Source organism: Streptomyces neyagawaensis, from assembly GCF_023516595.1.
Classification (GTDB): domain Bacteria; phylum Actinomycetota; class Actinomycetes; order Streptomycetales; family Streptomycetaceae; genus Streptomyces; species Streptomyces neyagawaensis.
Window position 1 is genome coordinate 21,969 of the sequence record NZ_JAMGBG010000121.1, and the last position, 15,212, is coordinate 37,180.

Consider the following 15,212-nt stretch of genomic DNA (forward strand, 5'->3'; position numbering starts at 1 on the left):
CCTTACCAACAGTGGCAGTACTGCCGCGCGCCCTCCAATTACTGCCACTTCCGAGGCACACTGGAGGCATGCTGACCAATGTGGCGGCCGTCCTCATGGACGGCGTGCACCCCTTCGAACTCGGTGTCGTCTGCGAGGTCTTCGGCCTGGACCGCAGCGACGAGGGCCTGCCCGTGTACGACTTCGCGGTCGCCTCGGCGGAGGGCCCGACCCTGCGGACGCACGCCGGGTTCACGATCTCGACGCCGTACGGTCTGGACCGGCTCGACGAGGCCGACCTGGTCGTCGTCCCGGCAGGTGAGAGCTATGTGCGGCGGATCTATCCGGCGGACCTGCTGGAGGCGCTGCGCCGGGCCGCCGACCGGGGCGCCAGGGTGCTGAGCGTGTGCTCGGGGGTGTTCGTGCTGGGTGCGGCCGGTCTGCTGGACGGCCGGCGCTGCGCGGTGCACTGGCGGCACTCCGACGAGCTGTCCCGGCAGTATCCGCGCGCGATGGTGGAACCGGACGTGCTGTACGTGGACGAGGACCCGGTGATCACCTCGGCGGGCACGGCGGCCGGTATCGACGCCTGTCTGCACATCGTCCGCAAGGAGCAGGGACCGGAGGTCGCCAACAGGATCGCCCGGCGGATGGTCGTGCCGCCGCACCGGGACGGGGGCCAGGCCCAGTACGTGGAGCGGCCGCTGCCGCGCTCCCAGTGCGACACGGTCGGCGAGGTGCTGGCATGGATGGAGCGCCACCTCGACGAGGAGGTCACCGTCGAGCAGCTCGCGGCACGCGCCCACATGTCGCCGAGGACGTTCGCCCGCCGCTTCCAGCAGGAGACGGGGACCACCCCGTACCGCTGGATCCTGCGGCAACGGGTGCTGCTGGCACAGCGGCTGCTGGAGGCGACGGACGAGACGATGGACGCGATCGCCTGGCGCACCGGTTTCGGCACGGCGGCGACCCTGCGCCATCAGTTCGTCCGGGCCCTGGGCACGACACCGCAGGCCTACCGCCGTACCTTCCGGGGGCCGGAGGCCGCCGCCTGAGAACGGCGCCGGGGCGCGCGTCCGGGCGGTCGACTGCCGCCCGGACGCGCGCCCGGGATGGGTCCGTGCGGTGGTTCAGTCGTTCGCGACGACGGGGTAGCGGGGCTCGTTCTCGGCCATCTGCCGCAGCGCGTCCTTGCGGTCGCGCTTCGAGAGCCGGTCGATGTACAGGTAGCCGTACAGGTGGTCGGTCTCGTGCTGGAGGCAGCGCGCGAAGTACCCGGTGCCGCGCACCTTGATCGGGTTGCCCTTCTCGTCCTGGCCGGTGACCTCGGCGTAGTCGGGCCGGGCGAGCGGCATGTACGCGGTCGGCACCGACAGGCAGCCCTCGTTGCTGTCGTCCAACCGGCGCTTGTCGGCGGGCAGTTCGACGAGCTTGGGGTTGCAGACGACGCCGGTGTGGCGGTTGCCCTCGTCGTCGGGGCAGTCGTACACGAACACCTTCAGGTCGACGCCGATCTGGTTGGCGGCGAGGCCCACGCCCTCGGCGGTGCGCTGGCTGGCGAACATGTCGTCCACGAGCTTGGCGAGCTCGTCGCCGAACTCCGTGACGTCCTTGCACTCCTTGTGCAGGACCGGGTTCCCGACGACGGTGATGGGCCGCGAGGTGCCGCGCTCGCGGTACGCCTGCTCGCGCTCCTCGCAGTCCTCCGTGTCGACGACGAACCCCTCGTCGTCGACGGGGAGCACGCCCACGTGCTGCTGTTCGGTGTCCTGCTGAGCCATGACAGACGTACGCCTTCCTCACAAAACAAGGGCTGAGTTGCTGATACAGGGTACGGGCAGCGGCGGAGGGGAGCGCGGGCAACCGCGTGACCGACCGGGCGCGGTCCGTGCCCCGGCGTACGACTGCTCGGCCCTCTAGCAGACCTCTTCGAGATCCCGCCAGGCCCTGGAATCAGGACTGTCGGCGACCCACCCGTCGAGCAGCCCCCGCACCAACGACGCCGGCGCGGCGATGCCGCACTCCCGCTCGGGCACCCACAACTGCCCGTCCGTGACATGCCCGAGCGGCCCGGGATGCCCGGGCTCGCTGTGGTCGTGCGGGTCCATGTGGTCCCCGTCGCCCTCGTCGGAGGGCATCCGGGACTCCGAGCACAGCCGACACAGCAGCCGCACCGACGACGACCAGTCCTCGGCGGCGAAGCCCGCGTCGGCAGCGAGCCGTTCCAGCGCGTCCCGGTCGGACTCCGTGGCGGCCTCCAGCAGCACCACCCAGGTCGGCACGGGCGACGGCGCCCACAGTTCGATCTCGTCGAACACCGGGTACGCGTGGCCGGCGGCCGTGGTCCGCTCGCCGTGCGGGACCCCGTCGTGGAGGACGACCTCGCCCCAGCGCCGGCCGGACGACGGCAGCGGAATGGAGAGCACCTCCATACGCGCCGGGTCGAGCCTGCGCCCCCACACGACCTCGGCCTCACCCTCCGGCGAGAGCCGCACGGCGGCGCTGCCCAGGTCCATGCCGACCGGCTCCCCGGTGTCGGCGACGCCGCCCCCGGGCTTCGGCCGGGCCGCGCCGCCGGGTACCCGCAGCCCGTACGCCTGCCAGGCGCGGCGCGCCAGCGGCCAGTCCTGCAGGGCGGTGGCGGCGATGCCCACGTTCCACCAGTCGGGCGCCCCGGCTTCCCTGTCGAGCAGCGCGACGGCCCTCAGCCCGGCCGCTCTGGCCTGCTCCCAGTCGTGCCGGAACTTGTGCAGCAGGGCGAGGTTGAACCAGGACTCGGACAGCCACGGCTCCAGGTCCGCGGCACGGGTCAGCAGGGCCCCCGCGTCCTCGTAACGACCGTCGCCGATGAGCGTGAACGCCTGGTCGGTGGCCTGCCGCCACGAGGCGGAGGGCCGATGCCGTCCCTTGCCGAAGATCCTCACGATTCCCGCCTGCCAGTTACGGTTCCCGCCTGCCGTTTCCGTGGAGTGGGCCGGCCGTCGCCCCCGGGCACCCTCTCCCTCGCATCCAACCACGGACGGAAGGAGAGCCGCTCATTACCCATGGGTTACCCCACCACGGGCACGGTCAGACCGTCTCGTGCGACCACCCTGGCAAGCGATTCGACCACCTCTGGCTGATAGTCGTGTGCTGTCGCGAGCCGCAGTTCCTCCAGTGCCCTGAGCGGCCCTGAGGGCCCTGCTTCCCGGGTCTTCTCCTCGTATGCGTTCACCGCCCGGACGATCCGCGCGCCGACCGGCTGCTCACGGAAGGGGTCGGCCTGGCGCTCCACCACCACGGCGACCTCGGTGTCCACCCCGGTCTGCCGGACGACCGCGCCGCCCAGCAGTGCGATCCGGCGCTGCTGGGCCGTCGGCAGGCCGGCGGTGGCGCCGGCGGGTACCGGGTCGAGCAGGCTGAGCTGCCCGATGTCGTGCATGAGGGCCGCGTACTCCAGGACGGTCAGCTCCCGCTCGCCGAGCCCCAGCTCCCGCCCCACCTCGCGGCTGAGGGCGGCGACCCTGCGGGCGTGGCCGGGCGGGGTGTACCCGGCGATCTCCGTGGCCCGGGCCAGCGAGGCGATGGTCTGCCGGTATGTGGTCCGTACGGCCGCGTACCGCCGGAACGACAGCTGGGTGAGCAGCAGCGGAAGCGACAACACGGGCAGCGCCCACAGCCCGGCGACCCCGACCGCGACGGCCATGACGACGCCGGTCGCGCACACCGCCGAGCCGATCCCGAGGAGGCCCCGCAGTTCGTCCCGCAGCAGCGGCCCGTACGGCCATCGTGTCCGGGCCCGTGCCAGGGCCGCCGCCAGGACGGCGTCGCACAGGGCGGTCACCACGAGCATCCCGACGAGCAGCAGCACGCGCGCGTGCCCGCTCCAGCCCAGCAGCAGTCCGCTGTCGTGCAGGGGCTGGAAGCAGACGGCGGCGAAGGTGACGGTGAGTACGCGCCGGGTGAGGTGGTCGGCGGTGGCCCCGCGCCCTCTCGCCGCGTGGGGCGCGCACCCGAGCAGCGCGCCCACGGCGACGACGGCCACGACCTGCGGCACCCCGTGCTCCGTCGAGCGCCCCGCGCACTCCCCCAGCAGCGCGTACGCGAGCCCTCCGGCCGCGCCCAGGGGCGCCTGCTCCCTGCCCTCCGCCCCGCGCCAGCGGGACAGTTCCCCCGCACCCACCAGCACACCGAACACGAGAGCGACTCCGGGCTCGTCGAGGCCGTACCGGAGGGTGTGTCCGAGCCCCGCGAGCACGAGCAGGGCGGCGAGGCAGCGGAGGAGGACGGGGAGGAGCGGGCCCCGAGGCCCACTCGGGGGACTCACCGGCCCCGCCTCCCGGCGGCATCGCGCTCGACGACTCCCCGATCAGCGGCTCCCCGCTCGGGCGCCCGCTGCTCAGCCGCTCCCCGCTCGGGCGCCCGTTGCTCAGCCGCCCCCCGATCAGCCGCTGCCCCCGTGGCACGCTCAACGCCAGGTGCCCGCGGCGCCGGTACGTTTCCGCGGGGTGCGGTGGTCACCAAGGGCTCCCAGCCGCAGCGGGACAGCGCCTGTCCCAGCGCTCCCACCATCACGGGGTCGAACTGCGTGCCGGCGCAGCGCTCCAGCTCCGCCAGCGCGGCGGCGACCGGGCGCCCCCGCCGGTAGGACCGGGTCGAGGTCATCGCGTCGAACGCGTCGGCCACCGCCACCAGCCGCGCGAACTCGGGGATCTCGCTCCCGACCAGCCCGTAGGGGTATCCGCTCCCGTCCATCCGCTCGTGGTGGTGCAGGACCGCCGCACGCGCCTCACCGAGGAAGGAGATTCCGCGCACCATCTCGTGCCCGTACTCGGGATGCAGTTCGACGATCCGCCGCTCCTCCGGGGTGAGCGGCCCGTCCTTGCGCAGCAGCCGCGTCGGCACCCCCAGTTTCCCCACATCGTGCAGGATCCCGGCGAAGCGCAGCACCTCTGCGCGGTCGTCGTCCATGCCCAGCTCGCGGGCGATCATCTGGGACGCCTGCCCGACCCGTTCGCTGTGGCCGCGCGTATAGGTGTCCTTGATGTCGACGGCCTGCACGAGCGCCCGGATGGTCGCCTGGTGCGCCGCCCGCTCACGGTGGTACTGCGCGAAGACCCAGCAGGACACGTACATCGGCAGCAGGACCAGCAGCGCGGCGGCGGGCCCGTACGGGCTGCGCCAGAGCACGGCCATCATCAGTCCGGCGAGCCCGTGCGCGGCGACCGGTGCGAGTGCCCGGAGGAGGAGCCCCCGCCAGGCGGTGCGCCACGGCACCCGCTCGGCGAGCGCCAGGATGCCGCCGTCGAGGAGGGTGAGCACGGCGCAGAACGTGAGCACGGCGGCCCCGGCGGGCAGCAGCGCGTAGGGGAAGTCGGGGCCGGCGACCGCGTCCCGGCCGCCGAGCGCCCCGTGCGTCCAGGACGCGGCCCAGACCGCGAGGACCAGCTGTGCCGCGCGCCAGACCCGCCGCAGCGCGCGCGGCCGCTGTTCGACGCGGGACATCAGCGCGCCCGGCACCGCGACCAGCGCGGCGACGGGGGGCGGCAGCAGGAAGGCGCCCGCGAGGAGCACCGGGAAGAAGGTGCCCATGCCCCGGGGAGCGAGGTGGCCGACGAAACGGCACCGGGTGATCTGCTCGCACCCGGCGTACAGCGCGGCGAGCAGGGCCACCGCCCACCAGGGGGCCCGTGGGCCCGGAAGGTCGGTGAGACAGGCGAGGGCCGCGAGCACCGTGCAGGCGACGTACGCACGTGCCCATGCCGGAACCGACCTCATGGCGCCCCTCCCGAGATTCAGCTTCCGGAGCGTAGGGCGGGATGGGCCGGGTGGGAGTGACTACGGGTGAATCCGCTGCGCAGCAAGGGCGGGATTAGCTCATTCGGGTGAAATCGGTTCCTGAAGGGAGGTCAGCGCACCGTGCCCGCCGGTGCGTCCGCTGCCCGCCCCGTCCACCCGCCGTCACGACCGGCCGTGTCGGCCCGCCCCTCTCAACCCGCCACGTCCGCCGCGAGGGCCTTGGTGAGTTGGTCCACGGTCGCCGGGGACTCGCGCTGGAACGCGGCGATGTCGAGGCCGTCGTCACCCATGACGGTCAGAAGGGTCCGTTCGCCGACGGCCACGACGATGACGTGGCCGGCTCCGCAGCGGACGACCACCTCGCGGAGCGCGCCGGAGCCGGACTGGTCGGCCATGCGGCGGCTGACGCCGAGCGTCGCGGCGGCCAGCGCGGCGACGGACTCGGGGTGCACCTTGTCGACGTCGGCGACGACGAGGAGCCCGTCCACGGTGGACAGGACGCTCTCGGAGACGCCCAGGACCCGGTCACGCAGCGAGGTCAGGATGCCGGTGAGCGTTTCGGTCGAGGCGTGTGCGGTCATGGGGACGTGCTCCTTGGTATGGATCTCTGCGGTGAGGAGTGTGGGGGTCCGTAGGGGCTCAGTCGGGCGGGTTCCGGTCCGACTCGGGGAGAGCCCGAAGCCCGCGGCGGACGCGCCGCAGCATGTCGAGGGAAGGCTGGTCGGCGAGGAGTTCCTCGGGCGACAGCAGGGACAGGGGAGGGAAGGGCGGCGGTGCGGCGGTCGTCTCCGACGCGTCGCCCCCGGCGGCTGCACCGGGCACGGGCCCAGTGCCGCGCGCGGCTCCGCGCACGGGTAACGGGGGCGGTTTCACAGGTGCGCTGCTCACTTCGGCCGAAGACTGCGTGAGGGCGCTGGGGTCGCGTTGAGCGGACGAGGGCGGTCGGGCGGCGGGATCGGACTCGGTGGGTGCGGCCTGGCTGAGTGCAGCCGGGCTGAGTGATGCCTGGCCGGGTGCGGCCTGGCTGAATGGGGCCTGGCCGGGTGCGGCCTGGCTGAATGGGGCCTGGCCGGGTGCGGCCTCGGAGGAAGGCGTGGGGTGGGTGGTGGAGACCGGCTGGTCGGGGCCCGGCGGGGTTCTGGGGGCCTGTCTCCGCCGGAGGCGGGCGGCCTTGGTGCGTCTGCGGCGCTTGCGGGCCGGGTCCTGGTCTGCGCTCACTCCCCGTCCTTCGCGCCGAAGTCGCCGGTGGGGAAGCCCCCGCCCGGCCTGCGTCTGGGCAGGGGCCCGGCCCTCTGTGACGGTTCGTCGGCCGACGTCGCCGTCTGCGGGGGCAACCGGGGTGCGGTGCTGGGCCGCCCCTCGGGCACGGTCATGGTCTCCCAGCGGACAGCGCCGAGCGCCTCCAGCCGGATCAGGTCCAGCATCACCGCGTAGAGTCCGCGCCCACGGGCGAAGGCGAGGTCGCGTGGGGTGCGACGCCCGTTGGCGCTGTCGACGAGCTCGCGATGACGTGGCGTCAGTCCGCCGCCGGAAGCGGGGTGCGCGCGGTCGACGACCGGGGCGGGCCGGCCCCGGGCGAGATCGCCCGCGGGGCCGCGGAGCCGGGACAGCAGCGCGATACGGCGAGTCGTCTCCTCGGCCAGTGGGCGGGGGTCGACTCCCGGCCGGGCCAAGAGGGTGGGCTCACGGTCGGTCAGTTCCCAGTCCCCCGGCGGGCTCAGCGCCATCGCGAACGCCCCGTCATAGACGGCCGCCGTGCAGACGACCTCCAGTTCAGCGGCGCCGATCAGACCCGCGGCCTCGAGATGGTGGCCCAGCCGGTCCGCGTCGGGCTCGGCCGCGCACGCGGCGAGCCAGGCGTCGTCGTCGATCCGGCCCGAGGCGAGCAGCGTGGACGTCGCGGTCGGCGCGCCCGGTGTCTCGATCGCGCCGACCCGGCCGTCACGGAGATGAATCGTGCCACCTGGGGCACCGGAGACCCGTACCGTGCCGGTGAAGCCCTCCTGGTGCAGTGCCTGGAGCAGGGCCGGCACATTGCGTGCCGAGGGTGTCTTCACGCCAGCACCTCTCGGGCCCGGTCACCGAGGCTGCGCAGCGCCAGGGCCATATTGGCCCGATCCCGGTCGAGGCCGGCCGCGAGCAGCAGCGGGTCGCCGGCCGACCGGGGCACGGAGAGCAGCACCTGATGGCGTCTCCTGCTGGTCATGACCACGCTCTCCAGCTCCCCCACGGCCCCCGCCTCGCCGAGCCGCTCGGAGATGAGGGCGGCGAGGTCGGAGACCTCCGTCCCCGTCCCGACCTGGGCGGCGTCGCCCGCGGTTGCGTAGGTGAGTCCGGTGACGGCGTCGATCAGGGCGACGCCGGTGACGCCCGGAGAGTCGAGAAGCCGGTCCAGGGAGTCCTGGAGCGCGGTCATCCTTTCCCCCATTCGCCCTCCACGTTCACGCGCCGCACAGTACTTTGAGCATCAACTTCCGCAACACGCAACAAAGTTGACGTTTGCGACCCAAGGATCGCTCGCGTTCGATCGTAGATGGCCGGACAGTGACCGGTCAGCAGCACTGAGGAATTGGGGCAGCAAGATGAACATCGAGACCGCACTCAAGGAAGCCATGACGGTCGACGGTGCGATCGGCGTGGCGCTGGTCGACTACGAGAGCGGTATGGCGCTCGGCACCCTCGGCGGCGGACAACACCTCGACCTCGAACTCGCGGCAGCCGGGAACACCGAGGTCGTGCGCTCCAAGATGCGCACCCTGGCCTCGCTCGACATGAACGACGTGATCGAGGACATCCTGATCACGCTGGGCAAGCAGTACCACCTGATCCGCCCGCTGAGCAGCAGCAAGGGCACGCTCTTCCTCTACCTGGCGCTCGACCGCTCCCGCAGCAATCTGGCCCTGGCCCGCCACAACCTGAAGCGCGTGGAGACCGGCCTGGAGGTCTGATCCCTTCCGGCACCGCACACGACTGAGCCCGTTCCGAGGGCGGCCGGACGGCCCTACCCGGAACGGGCTCGGTTCAGGCAAACAGCTTCAGACATACAGCTGATGCGCGGATGCTCAGGTCTCCTGCGGTGTCGCCGGCGAGGCCGTCACCTCGTGATCGGGGACCGCCTGCCCGGAGCGGATCAGATCGATCCGCCCCATGACCTTGGCCCGCAGGTCGGTCGGCACGTCGTCCTGCCCGCAGCACCGCTTGACCAGCTTCTTGACGGCCTGTTCGAGACCGTACTTCTCCAGGCACGGCGAGCACTCCTCGAAGTGGTGCTCGAACTTGGTGCAGTCGGCGTCGGGCATCTCACGGTCGAGGAACTCGTAGAGATGATCGAGGATCTCGCTGCAATCCGTCTCGTGCGGCTCTCCGCAGCTCATGAGCCCGAGCCTTTCGCTTCGTTCGACTCTCCGGCGCCGGCCGGGACCAGCCCGCGGTCACGGGCGTAGTCCTCGAGCATGCCGCGCAGTTGACGGCGGCCCCGGTGCAGCCGGGACATCACCGTACCGATGGGTGTCCCCATGATGTCGGCGATCTCCTTGTACGCAAAGCCCTCGACATCGGCGAGGTACACGGCGATGCGGAATTCCTCGGGGATCGCCTGCAGCGCTTCCTTCACGTCCGAGTCGGGCAGGTGGTCGAGCGCCTGCGACTCGGCCGAGCGCAGACCCGTCGACATGTGCGACTCGGCGCGCGCCAGCTGCCAGTCCTCGATCTCTTCGGCCGCACTGCGCTGGGGCTCGCGCTGCTTCTTGCGGTACGAGTTGATGAAGGTGTTCGTGAGGATGCGGTACAGCCAGGCCTTCAGGTTGGTGCCCTCGCGGAACTGGTGGAAGGACGCGTACGCCTTGGCATACGTCTCCTGCACCAGGTCCTCGGCGTCGGCGGGGTTGCGCGTCATACGCAGCGCGGCCGAGTACATCTGGTCGAGGAACTCCAGCGCGTCCCGCTCGAAACGAGCGTTGCGGTCCGCGGCGGTCTCCGTGCCCTCGGGCTGCTCCGCCTGGCCCCGTTCGGTCCCTGCGTCGGTCCCAGTGACCGGACCCACCTCCTCCAGTGTCTGTGCGGTACCGAAACCGGTACCACCAGATTCGGAGGATAGACGACGATCCGCACCCGCCGCCGCCCGAATAGGGGCGCTCTTCGCCGCGTGCAGCACCGTCCAGTCCAGGTCAGCGCGGCTGCTGCGGGTCGGGCAGATGGTCGAACCCATGCGGCGGACTTCCTCTCCTACGACGGTCAGCACGGTCTCGCGCTGTCTGATCGGCACAACAGGGGACCGTCACGCAACATTCCCGCCTTCCCACCGACTCCTTACCGAGTGACTCATTGCACTCGCCCCGACGGGCGACCTCAGCGCGCGCGTCCCGGCGGGCGCCCTCAGCGGCCCGGCAGGCGACCTCAGCTCGTCCCGGCGGCCGCCTCAGCTCGGGCGGCCCAGCGACGCGATCCACTCCACGACACCGTCGGTGATCACCTTGAGCGCCGCCTCCTGATCGAGGGGCGCCCGCTTCGGTACGGCGAACCCGTGGTCGCCGTACGGCACCTCCACGAGCGCGTGAGGGCCCTCCGGGAACTCCTCCGGCCTCCCGAACGTGTCGTTCCCGCCCTGCACGACCAGGGTCGGCACCCCGGCGCCGAGCAGTTCGTCGGCGCGCGACTTCTCCGGCTTGCCCGGCGGATGCAACGGGAAGCTCAGCGCGAGCACGGCCGCCGCGCCCAGTTCCCGCGCGGTACGGCAGGCCACCCGGGCCCCGGCGCTGCGCCCGCCCGCGATCACGGGCAGCCCCGGCCCCGTCAGCGCGGGCCACAGGCCCCGCCAGCCGACGTCCAGGGTCTTCGGCGCGGGTGCGAGCTTCTTGCCGGCCACCCGCCAGGGCTGCTCGACGAGCGCGACGGTCACCCCGTGCGCGGGGAGGACGGCGGCGAGGGCCTGGAGATCGCGCGCCTCGACGCCGCCGCCCGCGCCATGGCTCACGGCGAGCACCCATCGGGCGTCCCCCGCCTCGTGCCAGGTGACCCGGGCCGTGCCCGCCTCGGTGTCGATCTCTTCTCTGATCCCGTTCACGTCAGAAGAGTGTGCCCTCCTCGGGGCCCTCCAGCTCCTTCAGCAGCTCCGGGGCGTTGTTGCGGACGTTGCTGACGGCCGTGGAGACGGGGTAGGCCCGCATCAGTCCGGCGGGCGGCGGCTCCAGCAGACCGCGCAGATCGTCGGGGTCCGTCCGGGCCGGGTCCAGCCAGCTGTCCCACCGGTCGGGCGTGAGCATCAGCGGCATCCGGGGGTGAATCTCGGCCAGCGTGAAGGGGCCGTCCGCGGGCGCCACGGCCAGCGGGGTCGTCTCCGCCTCCGTCGTGATCACCGAGCAGGTGACCCACCAGGCCTGCGGATGGTCGTCCGGCAGGGTCTTGTCCCGCCAGAACTCGTACAGCCCGGCCATGGCGAACACGGATCCGTCGGCCGGGAGCACGAAGTACGGCTGCTTGCGCGGCCGCTTCTTCTTGCCCTCGACCTCCAGGTCCCGCTCGTGCTTGCCGGTGACCCACTCGTAGTAGCCGTCGGCGGGCAGGATGCAGCGGCGGGACGCGAAGGCGCGACGGTACGAGGGCTTCTCGTGGACGGTCTCCGCGCGCGCGTTGATCATCCGGGCGGCGCCCTCGGGGTTCTTGGACCAGGAGGGGACGAGCCCCCACTTCAGCTTGCGCAGCTGGCGGACCGGCCGCTTGTCGTCGGTGTCCTTGAGGGGGCGGTCGAGAACGGCGTAGACCTCCTTGGTGGGGGCCACGTTGTAATCGGGCTCCAGGGTCTCCTCCGGCTCCCACTTCTCGATCTCGAAGATTCCCGAGAGATCCTCCGGCCTGCGACTCGACGCATACCGCCCGCACATCTCGAACCACCCCTCCGACCCGCACACACCGGATCCTCCACCCGGACGTCTTCCAAGGGTGGCAGACCACGGACGGGGTACGGCGCGAACAGCTGCCCACCGGGCGCCCACCGGTGTCCCCCTCTGTGCCCCCCGTCGGGCCCAAACCCGGACCCCACCCCCGCCGCCACCGCTACGACCAGCCGGTTTCCCCTCAGGAACGATCCCCGGCACCCCGGCGTCTCTCCTACCGTCCGCCCCCGATGCCACACTTCCAGATCCGACGCGACCCGGAGGAGCAACCGCCGACCATGGAAAGCACCGCAGCCACCTCGCTGGCCAGCCTGTGGGACGAGGTCTTCGGCACCCAGCCCGACCCCGACACCTGGGTCGTCATCGCCACCGCGGTGGCCGCGCTCGCCGCGGTCGTCCCACACGGCGTCTGGCGGCTCTCGCGCAACGCGATCACCATCGCGCACGAGGGCGGCCACGGCCTGGTCGCCCTGCTCACCGGCCGCACCCTGACCGGCATACGCCTGCACTCCGACACCAGCGGCCTCACCGTCAGCCGCGGCAAGCCCACGGGCCTCGGCATGATCCTCACCGCGGCCGCCGGCTACACCGCTCCCCCGCTGCTCGGCCTCGGCGCCGCCGCCCTCCTCGGCTCCGGCCGCATCACGCTGCTCCTGTGGCTCGCCACGATCCTCCTGGTGGCCATGCTGATCATGATCCGCAACGCCTACGGCGCCCTCACGGTCGTGCTCACCGGTGGCACCTTCGTCGTCGTCTCCTGGCTCGCCGGCCCCCAGGTCCAGGCGGCCTTCGCGTACGCGGTGGTGTGGTTCCTCCTCCTGGGTGGTGTGCGCCCCGCCTTCGAACTCCAGGCCAAGCGCCGCCGGGGCGGGGCCGGCGACTCCGACGCGGACCAGCTCTCCCGTCTGACCCATGTGCCGGCGACGGTATGGCTGCTGATGTTCCACGTGGTGTCCGTGTGCGCGCTGCTGGGCGGCGGAAGGTGGCTCCTGAGGCTGTGACCGTCGGCTGTGACGGCCGTACGACGCGGCACCGCGCGATCGGCCACGAACCGCCCCGAACGGACGCGTACGCGACGAGCGACGCACGTCAACCGGCTGAGCCTGGCGGAGCGAACCCCCACTAAAGTGGGCCCATGGCCCTGAACGCACAGCCCGCCCTCTGGCCCGCCCCGCACGCGAGCGGAGCCGTCGACGCGACGGTCCACGTGCCCGGGTCCAAGTCCGTCACCAACCGCGCCCTGGTCCTGGCCGCCCTCGCCAGCGAGCCGGGCTGGCTGCGCCGCCCCCTCCGCTCCCGTGACACCCTCCTGATGGCGGCCGCCCTGCGGGCGATGGGCGTCGGCATCGAGGAGACGGTGTCGTCCAGTTCCTCGGCCACGAGCGGCTCCGCCGTCACCGGCGAGGCATGGCGCGTCCTGCCCGCGGGGCTGCGTGGCCCGGCCACCGTCGATGTCGGCAACGCCGGCACGGTCATGCGCTTCCTGCCCCCGGTGGCCGCCCTCGCCGACGGCCCCATCCGCTTCGACGGCGACCCGAGGTCGTACGAGCGCCCCCTGAACGGCGTGATCGACGGCCTGCGCGCGCTCGGTGCCCGGATCGACGACGACGGCCGCGGCGCCCTGCCGCTGACGGTCCACGGCAGCGGCGCCCTCGACGGCGGCCCGGTGGAGATCGACGCCTCGTCCTCCTCGCAGTTCGTGAGCGCCCTCCTGCTGTCCGCACCGCGTTTCAACCAGGGCGTGGAGGTCCGGCACATCGGCTCGACGCTGCCCTCCATGCCGCACATCCGGATGACCGTCGACATGCTGCGCTCGGTCGGCGCCCAGGTGGACACCCCGGAGTCGGGCGGCGAGCCCAACGTCTGGCGGGTCACGCCGGGCGCGTTGCTCGGCCGCGATCTGACGATCGAGCCGGACCTGTCCAACGCCCAGCCGTTCCTGGCGGCGGCCCTGGTGACCGGCGGCAAGGTCGTCGTCCCCGACTGGCCCACGCGCACCACTCAGCCCGGTGACCAGCTCCGGGAGATCTTCACCGAGATGGGCGGCTCCTGCGAACTCACCGAGTACGGGTTGGTGTTCACCGGTTCCGGCGCGATCCACGGCATCGACGTGGACCTCGGCGAGGTCGGCGAGCTGACCCCCGGTATCGCGGCGGTGGCCGCCCTCGCCGACTCCCCGTCGACCCTGCGCGGCGTCGCCCACCTCCGCCTCCACGAGACGGACCGGCTGGCCGCGCTCACCAAGGAGATCAACGAACTCGGCGGCGACGTCACCGAGACCGCCGACGGCCTCCACATCCGCCCGCGCCCCCTGCACGGCGGTGTCTTCCACACCTACGACGACCACCGCATGGCCACCGCCGGTGCGATCATCGGCCTGGCGGTGAAGGACGTGCGCATCGAGAACGTGGCGACGACGGCCAAGACACTGCCGGACTTCCCCGAACTGTGGGCCGGGATGCTCGGGAACTGACGGGCGGACGACGATCATGCGCCGCTATGGCAAGCACACCGACGAGGACGACATCCGGAGCCGTCCCAACCGCAAGGGCAACCGCCCCCGCACGCACATCCGTCCGAAGCACGAGGACGCCGCCGACGGCATGGTCCTCACCGTCGACCGGGGCCGGCTGACCTGCCTCGTCGAGGACCGGATCGTGATCGCGATGAAGGCCCGCGAACTGGGCCGCAAGGCCGCGGTCGTCGGCGACACCGTCGCCATCGTCGGAGACCTCTCCGGCAAGAAGGACACCCTGGCCCGCATCGTCCGCATCGCCGACCGCTCGTCGGTGCTGCGCCGCACCGCCGACGACGACGATCCGTACGAGCGCGTCGTCGTCGCCAACGCCGACCAGCTCGCCATCGTCACCGCCCTCGCCGACCCCGAGCCCCGCCCCCGGCTGATCGACCGCTGTCTGGTCGCGGCGTACGACGGCGGCCTCGAACCCCTCCTCGTCCTGACCAAGTCGGACCTCGCCTCACCCGACAAGCTCCTGGAGCTGTACGGGGCCCTCGACATCCCCTTCGTGGTGACGAGCCGCGAGGAGTTGGAGCAGGGCGGCGCGGCCGACCGGGTGCGGGCGCACCTCGACGGCAAGGTCACGGCGTTCGTGGGCCACTCGGGCGTGGGCAAGACGACCCTGGTCAACGCGCTCGTCCCCGAGGACCGGCGCCGGACGACCGGCCATGTCAACGCGGTGACGGGTCGCGGCCGGCACACCACGACCTCGGCGCTGGCCCTGCCCCTCGCGGACTCCGACGGCGGCTGGGTGGTGGACACCCCCGGCATCCGCTCCTTCGGCCTCGCCCACATCGACCCGACGCGGGTCATCCAGGCCTTCCCCGACCTGGAGGCCGGCACCGAGGGCTGTCCGCGCGCGTGCAGCCACGACGAGCAGGACTGCGCGTTGGACCAGTGGGTCGCCGACGGGCACGCGGACCCGGCGCGGCTGTATTCCCTGCGCAGGCTGCTCTCGACCCGCGAGCGACGGGAAGGCGACTGACCCCGCGGACGGGAAGGCGACTGACCTCCGCGTTGTTTGCGCCCCCCTCCACCCGGTAAGT

Annotated in this window: 17 protein-coding genes; 5 read left to right on the forward strand and 12 right to left on the reverse strand. The window is 72.4% G+C overall.

Going from position 1 to position 15,212, the window contains the following annotated elements; genetic code table 11:
* The first annotated feature begins 68 nt into the window (after positions 1 to 68).
* A complete protein-coding gene (locus tag M8J73_RS35295) occupies positions 69 to 1,034 on the forward strand; it encodes a GlxA family transcriptional regulator (RefSeq protein WP_055542199.1) in 966 nt (321 codons plus the stop codon).
* Positions 1,035 to 1,109: 75 nt separating this feature from the next.
* On the opposite strand, the gene def is transcribed toward M8J73_RS35295, so the two are convergent.
* The 8 genes from def to M8J73_RS35335 form a co-directional block, all read right to left on the reverse strand.
* Positions 1,110 to 1,760 (reverse strand): peptide deformylase, encoded by a 651-nt coding sequence (def, locus tag M8J73_RS35300; RefSeq protein WP_249829513.1) that lies wholly within the window; start codon positions 1,758 to 1,760, stop codon positions 1,110 to 1,112.
* Positions 1,761 to 1,895: 135 nt separating this feature from the next.
* Positions 1,896 to 2,903: a tetratricopeptide repeat protein gene (locus M8J73_RS35305; protein WP_055542094.1), complete on the reverse strand. Its 1,008-nt coding sequence runs from the start codon at positions 2,901 to 2,903 to the stop codon at positions 1,896 to 1,898.
* 125 nt (positions 2,904 to 3,028) lie between these two features.
* Positions 3,029 to 4,285 (reverse strand): HD-GYP domain-containing protein, encoded by a 1,257-nt coding sequence (locus M8J73_RS35310; protein ID WP_372504071.1) that lies wholly within the window; start codon positions 4,283 to 4,285, stop codon positions 3,029 to 3,031.
* Positions 4,282 to 5,736 (reverse strand): HD-GYP domain-containing protein, encoded by a 1,455-nt coding sequence (locus M8J73_RS35315; RefSeq protein WP_249829514.1) that lies wholly within the window; start codon positions 5,734 to 5,736, stop codon positions 4,282 to 4,284. The genes M8J73_RS35310 and M8J73_RS35315 overlap by 4 nt, the downstream gene beginning before the upstream one ends.
* Before the next feature lie 212 nt (positions 5,737 to 5,948).
* Entirely contained in the window at positions 5,949 to 6,338 is a 390-nt protein-coding gene (locus tag M8J73_RS35320; RefSeq protein WP_249829515.1) for a roadblock/LC7 domain-containing protein, read from the reverse strand.
* A 58-nt stretch (positions 6,339 to 6,396) separates the two neighbouring features.
* Positions 6,397 to 6,579 (reverse strand): hypothetical protein, encoded by a 183-nt coding sequence (locus M8J73_RS35325; protein ID WP_249829516.1) that lies wholly within the window; start codon positions 6,577 to 6,579, stop codon positions 6,397 to 6,399.
* Between the two features lie 392 nt (positions 6,580 to 6,971).
* Positions 6,972 to 7,814, reverse strand: a complete 843-nt coding sequence (locus M8J73_RS35330; RefSeq protein ID WP_249829517.1) for a DUF4388 domain-containing protein — start codon at positions 7,812 to 7,814, stop codon at positions 6,972 to 6,974.
* Complete coding sequence (locus M8J73_RS35335) at positions 7,811 to 8,152, reverse strand: hypothetical protein (protein WP_055542121.1); 342 nt, start codon at positions 8,150 to 8,152, stop codon at positions 7,811 to 7,813. Before M8J73_RS35335 ends, M8J73_RS35330 begins: the two co-directional genes overlap by 4 nt.
* Before the next feature lie 187 nt (positions 8,153 to 8,339).
* Between M8J73_RS35335 and M8J73_RS35340 the strand changes: the two genes are divergently transcribed.
* Complete coding sequence (locus M8J73_RS35340) at positions 8,340 to 8,705, forward strand: hypothetical protein (RefSeq protein ID WP_055542118.1); 366 nt, start codon at positions 8,340 to 8,342, stop codon at positions 8,703 to 8,705.
* A gap of 114 nt (positions 8,706 to 8,819) precedes the next feature.
* Here M8J73_RS35340 and rsrA read toward each other — a convergent pair whose 3' ends face one another.
* The 4 genes from rsrA to M8J73_RS35360 all read right to left on the reverse strand — a co-directional run bounded on the left by rsrA (position 8,820) and on the right by M8J73_RS35360 (position 11,636).
* Positions 8,820 to 9,131, reverse strand: a complete 312-nt coding sequence (gene rsrA / locus M8J73_RS35345; RefSeq protein ID WP_055542117.1) for a mycothiol system anti-sigma-R factor — start codon at positions 9,129 to 9,131, stop codon at positions 8,820 to 8,822.
* On the reverse strand, positions 9,128 to 9,799 hold the full coding sequence (gene sigR / locus M8J73_RS35350) for an RNA polymerase sigma factor SigR (RefSeq protein WP_055523577.1): 672 nt from the start codon (positions 9,797 to 9,799) through the stop codon (positions 9,128 to 9,130). The genes rsrA and sigR overlap by 4 nt, the downstream gene beginning before the upstream one ends.
* Before the next feature lie 375 nt (positions 9,800 to 10,174).
* Positions 10,175 to 10,810: an alpha/beta hydrolase family protein gene (locus M8J73_RS35355; RefSeq protein WP_055542120.1), complete on the reverse strand. Its 636-nt coding sequence runs from the start codon at positions 10,808 to 10,810 to the stop codon at positions 10,175 to 10,177.
* A gap of 10 nt (positions 10,811 to 10,820) precedes the next feature.
* Positions 10,821 to 11,636: an SOS response-associated peptidase gene (locus M8J73_RS35360; RefSeq protein WP_055542119.1), complete on the reverse strand. Its 816-nt coding sequence runs from the start codon at positions 11,634 to 11,636 to the stop codon at positions 10,821 to 10,823.
* Positions 11,637 to 11,926: 290 nt separating this feature from the next.
* On the opposite strand from M8J73_RS35360, the gene M8J73_RS35365 reads away from it, so the two are divergent.
* The 3 genes from M8J73_RS35365 to rsgA all read left to right on the forward strand — a co-directional run bounded on the left by M8J73_RS35365 (position 11,927) and on the right by rsgA (position 15,151).
* The gene (locus M8J73_RS35365) at positions 11,927 to 12,649 is read left to right on the forward strand and encodes a M50 family metallopeptidase (RefSeq protein WP_249829518.1); all 723 of its coding nucleotides are present in this window, start codon (positions 11,927 to 11,929) and stop codon (positions 12,647 to 12,649) included.
* Between the two features lie 134 nt (positions 12,650 to 12,783).
* Complete coding sequence (gene aroA / locus M8J73_RS35370; protein ID WP_055539797.1) at positions 12,784 to 14,121, forward strand: 3-phosphoshikimate 1-carboxyvinyltransferase; 1,338 nt, start codon at positions 12,784 to 12,786, stop codon at positions 14,119 to 14,121.
* Between the two features lie 16 nt (positions 14,122 to 14,137).
* Complete coding sequence (rsgA, locus tag M8J73_RS35375; protein WP_055539796.1) at positions 14,138 to 15,151, forward strand: ribosome small subunit-dependent GTPase A; 1,014 nt, start codon at positions 14,138 to 14,140, stop codon at positions 15,149 to 15,151.
* Positions 15,152 to 15,212 lie beyond the last annotated feature (61 nt).

What these genes read in the sequence shown, in the direction of transcription:
- M8J73_RS35315 (WP_249829514.1), bottom strand. Translation starts at nt 5,736, where the DNA reads ATGAGGTCGGTTCCGGCATGGGCACGTGCGTACGTCGCCTGCACGGTG.
- M8J73_RS35320 (WP_249829515.1), bottom strand. Translation starts at nt 6,338, where the DNA reads ATGACCGCACACGCCTCGACCGAAACGCTCACCGGCATCCTGACCTCG.
- M8J73_RS35295 (WP_055542199.1), top strand. Translation starts at nt 69, where the DNA reads ATGCTGACCAATGTGGCGGCCGTCCTCATGGACGGCGTGCACCCCTTC.
- M8J73_RS35365 (WP_249829518.1), top strand. Translation starts at nt 11,927, where the DNA reads ATGGAAAGCACCGCAGCCACCTCGCTGGCCAGCCTGTGGGACGAGGTC.
- def (WP_249829513.1), bottom strand. Translation starts at nt 1,760, where the DNA reads ATGGCTCAGCAGGACACCGAACAGCAGCACGTGGGCGTGCTCCCCGTC.
- rsgA (WP_055539796.1), top strand. Translation starts at nt 14,138, where the DNA reads ATGCGCCGCTATGGCAAGCACACCGACGAGGACGACATCCGGAGCCGT.
- rsrA (WP_055542117.1), bottom strand. Translation starts at nt 9,131, where the DNA reads ATGAGCTGCGGAGAGCCGCACGAGACGGATTGCAGCGAGATCCTCGAT.
- aroA (WP_055539797.1), top strand. Translation starts at nt 12,784, where the DNA reads ATGGCCCTGAACGCACAGCCCGCCCTCTGGCCCGCCCCGCACGCGAGC.
- M8J73_RS35360 (WP_055542119.1), bottom strand. Translation starts at nt 11,636, where the DNA reads ATGTGCGGGCGGTATGCGTCGAGTCGCAGGCCGGAGGATCTCTCGGGA.
- M8J73_RS35340 (WP_055542118.1), top strand. Translation starts at nt 8,340, where the DNA reads ATGAACATCGAGACCGCACTCAAGGAAGCCATGACGGTCGACGGTGCG.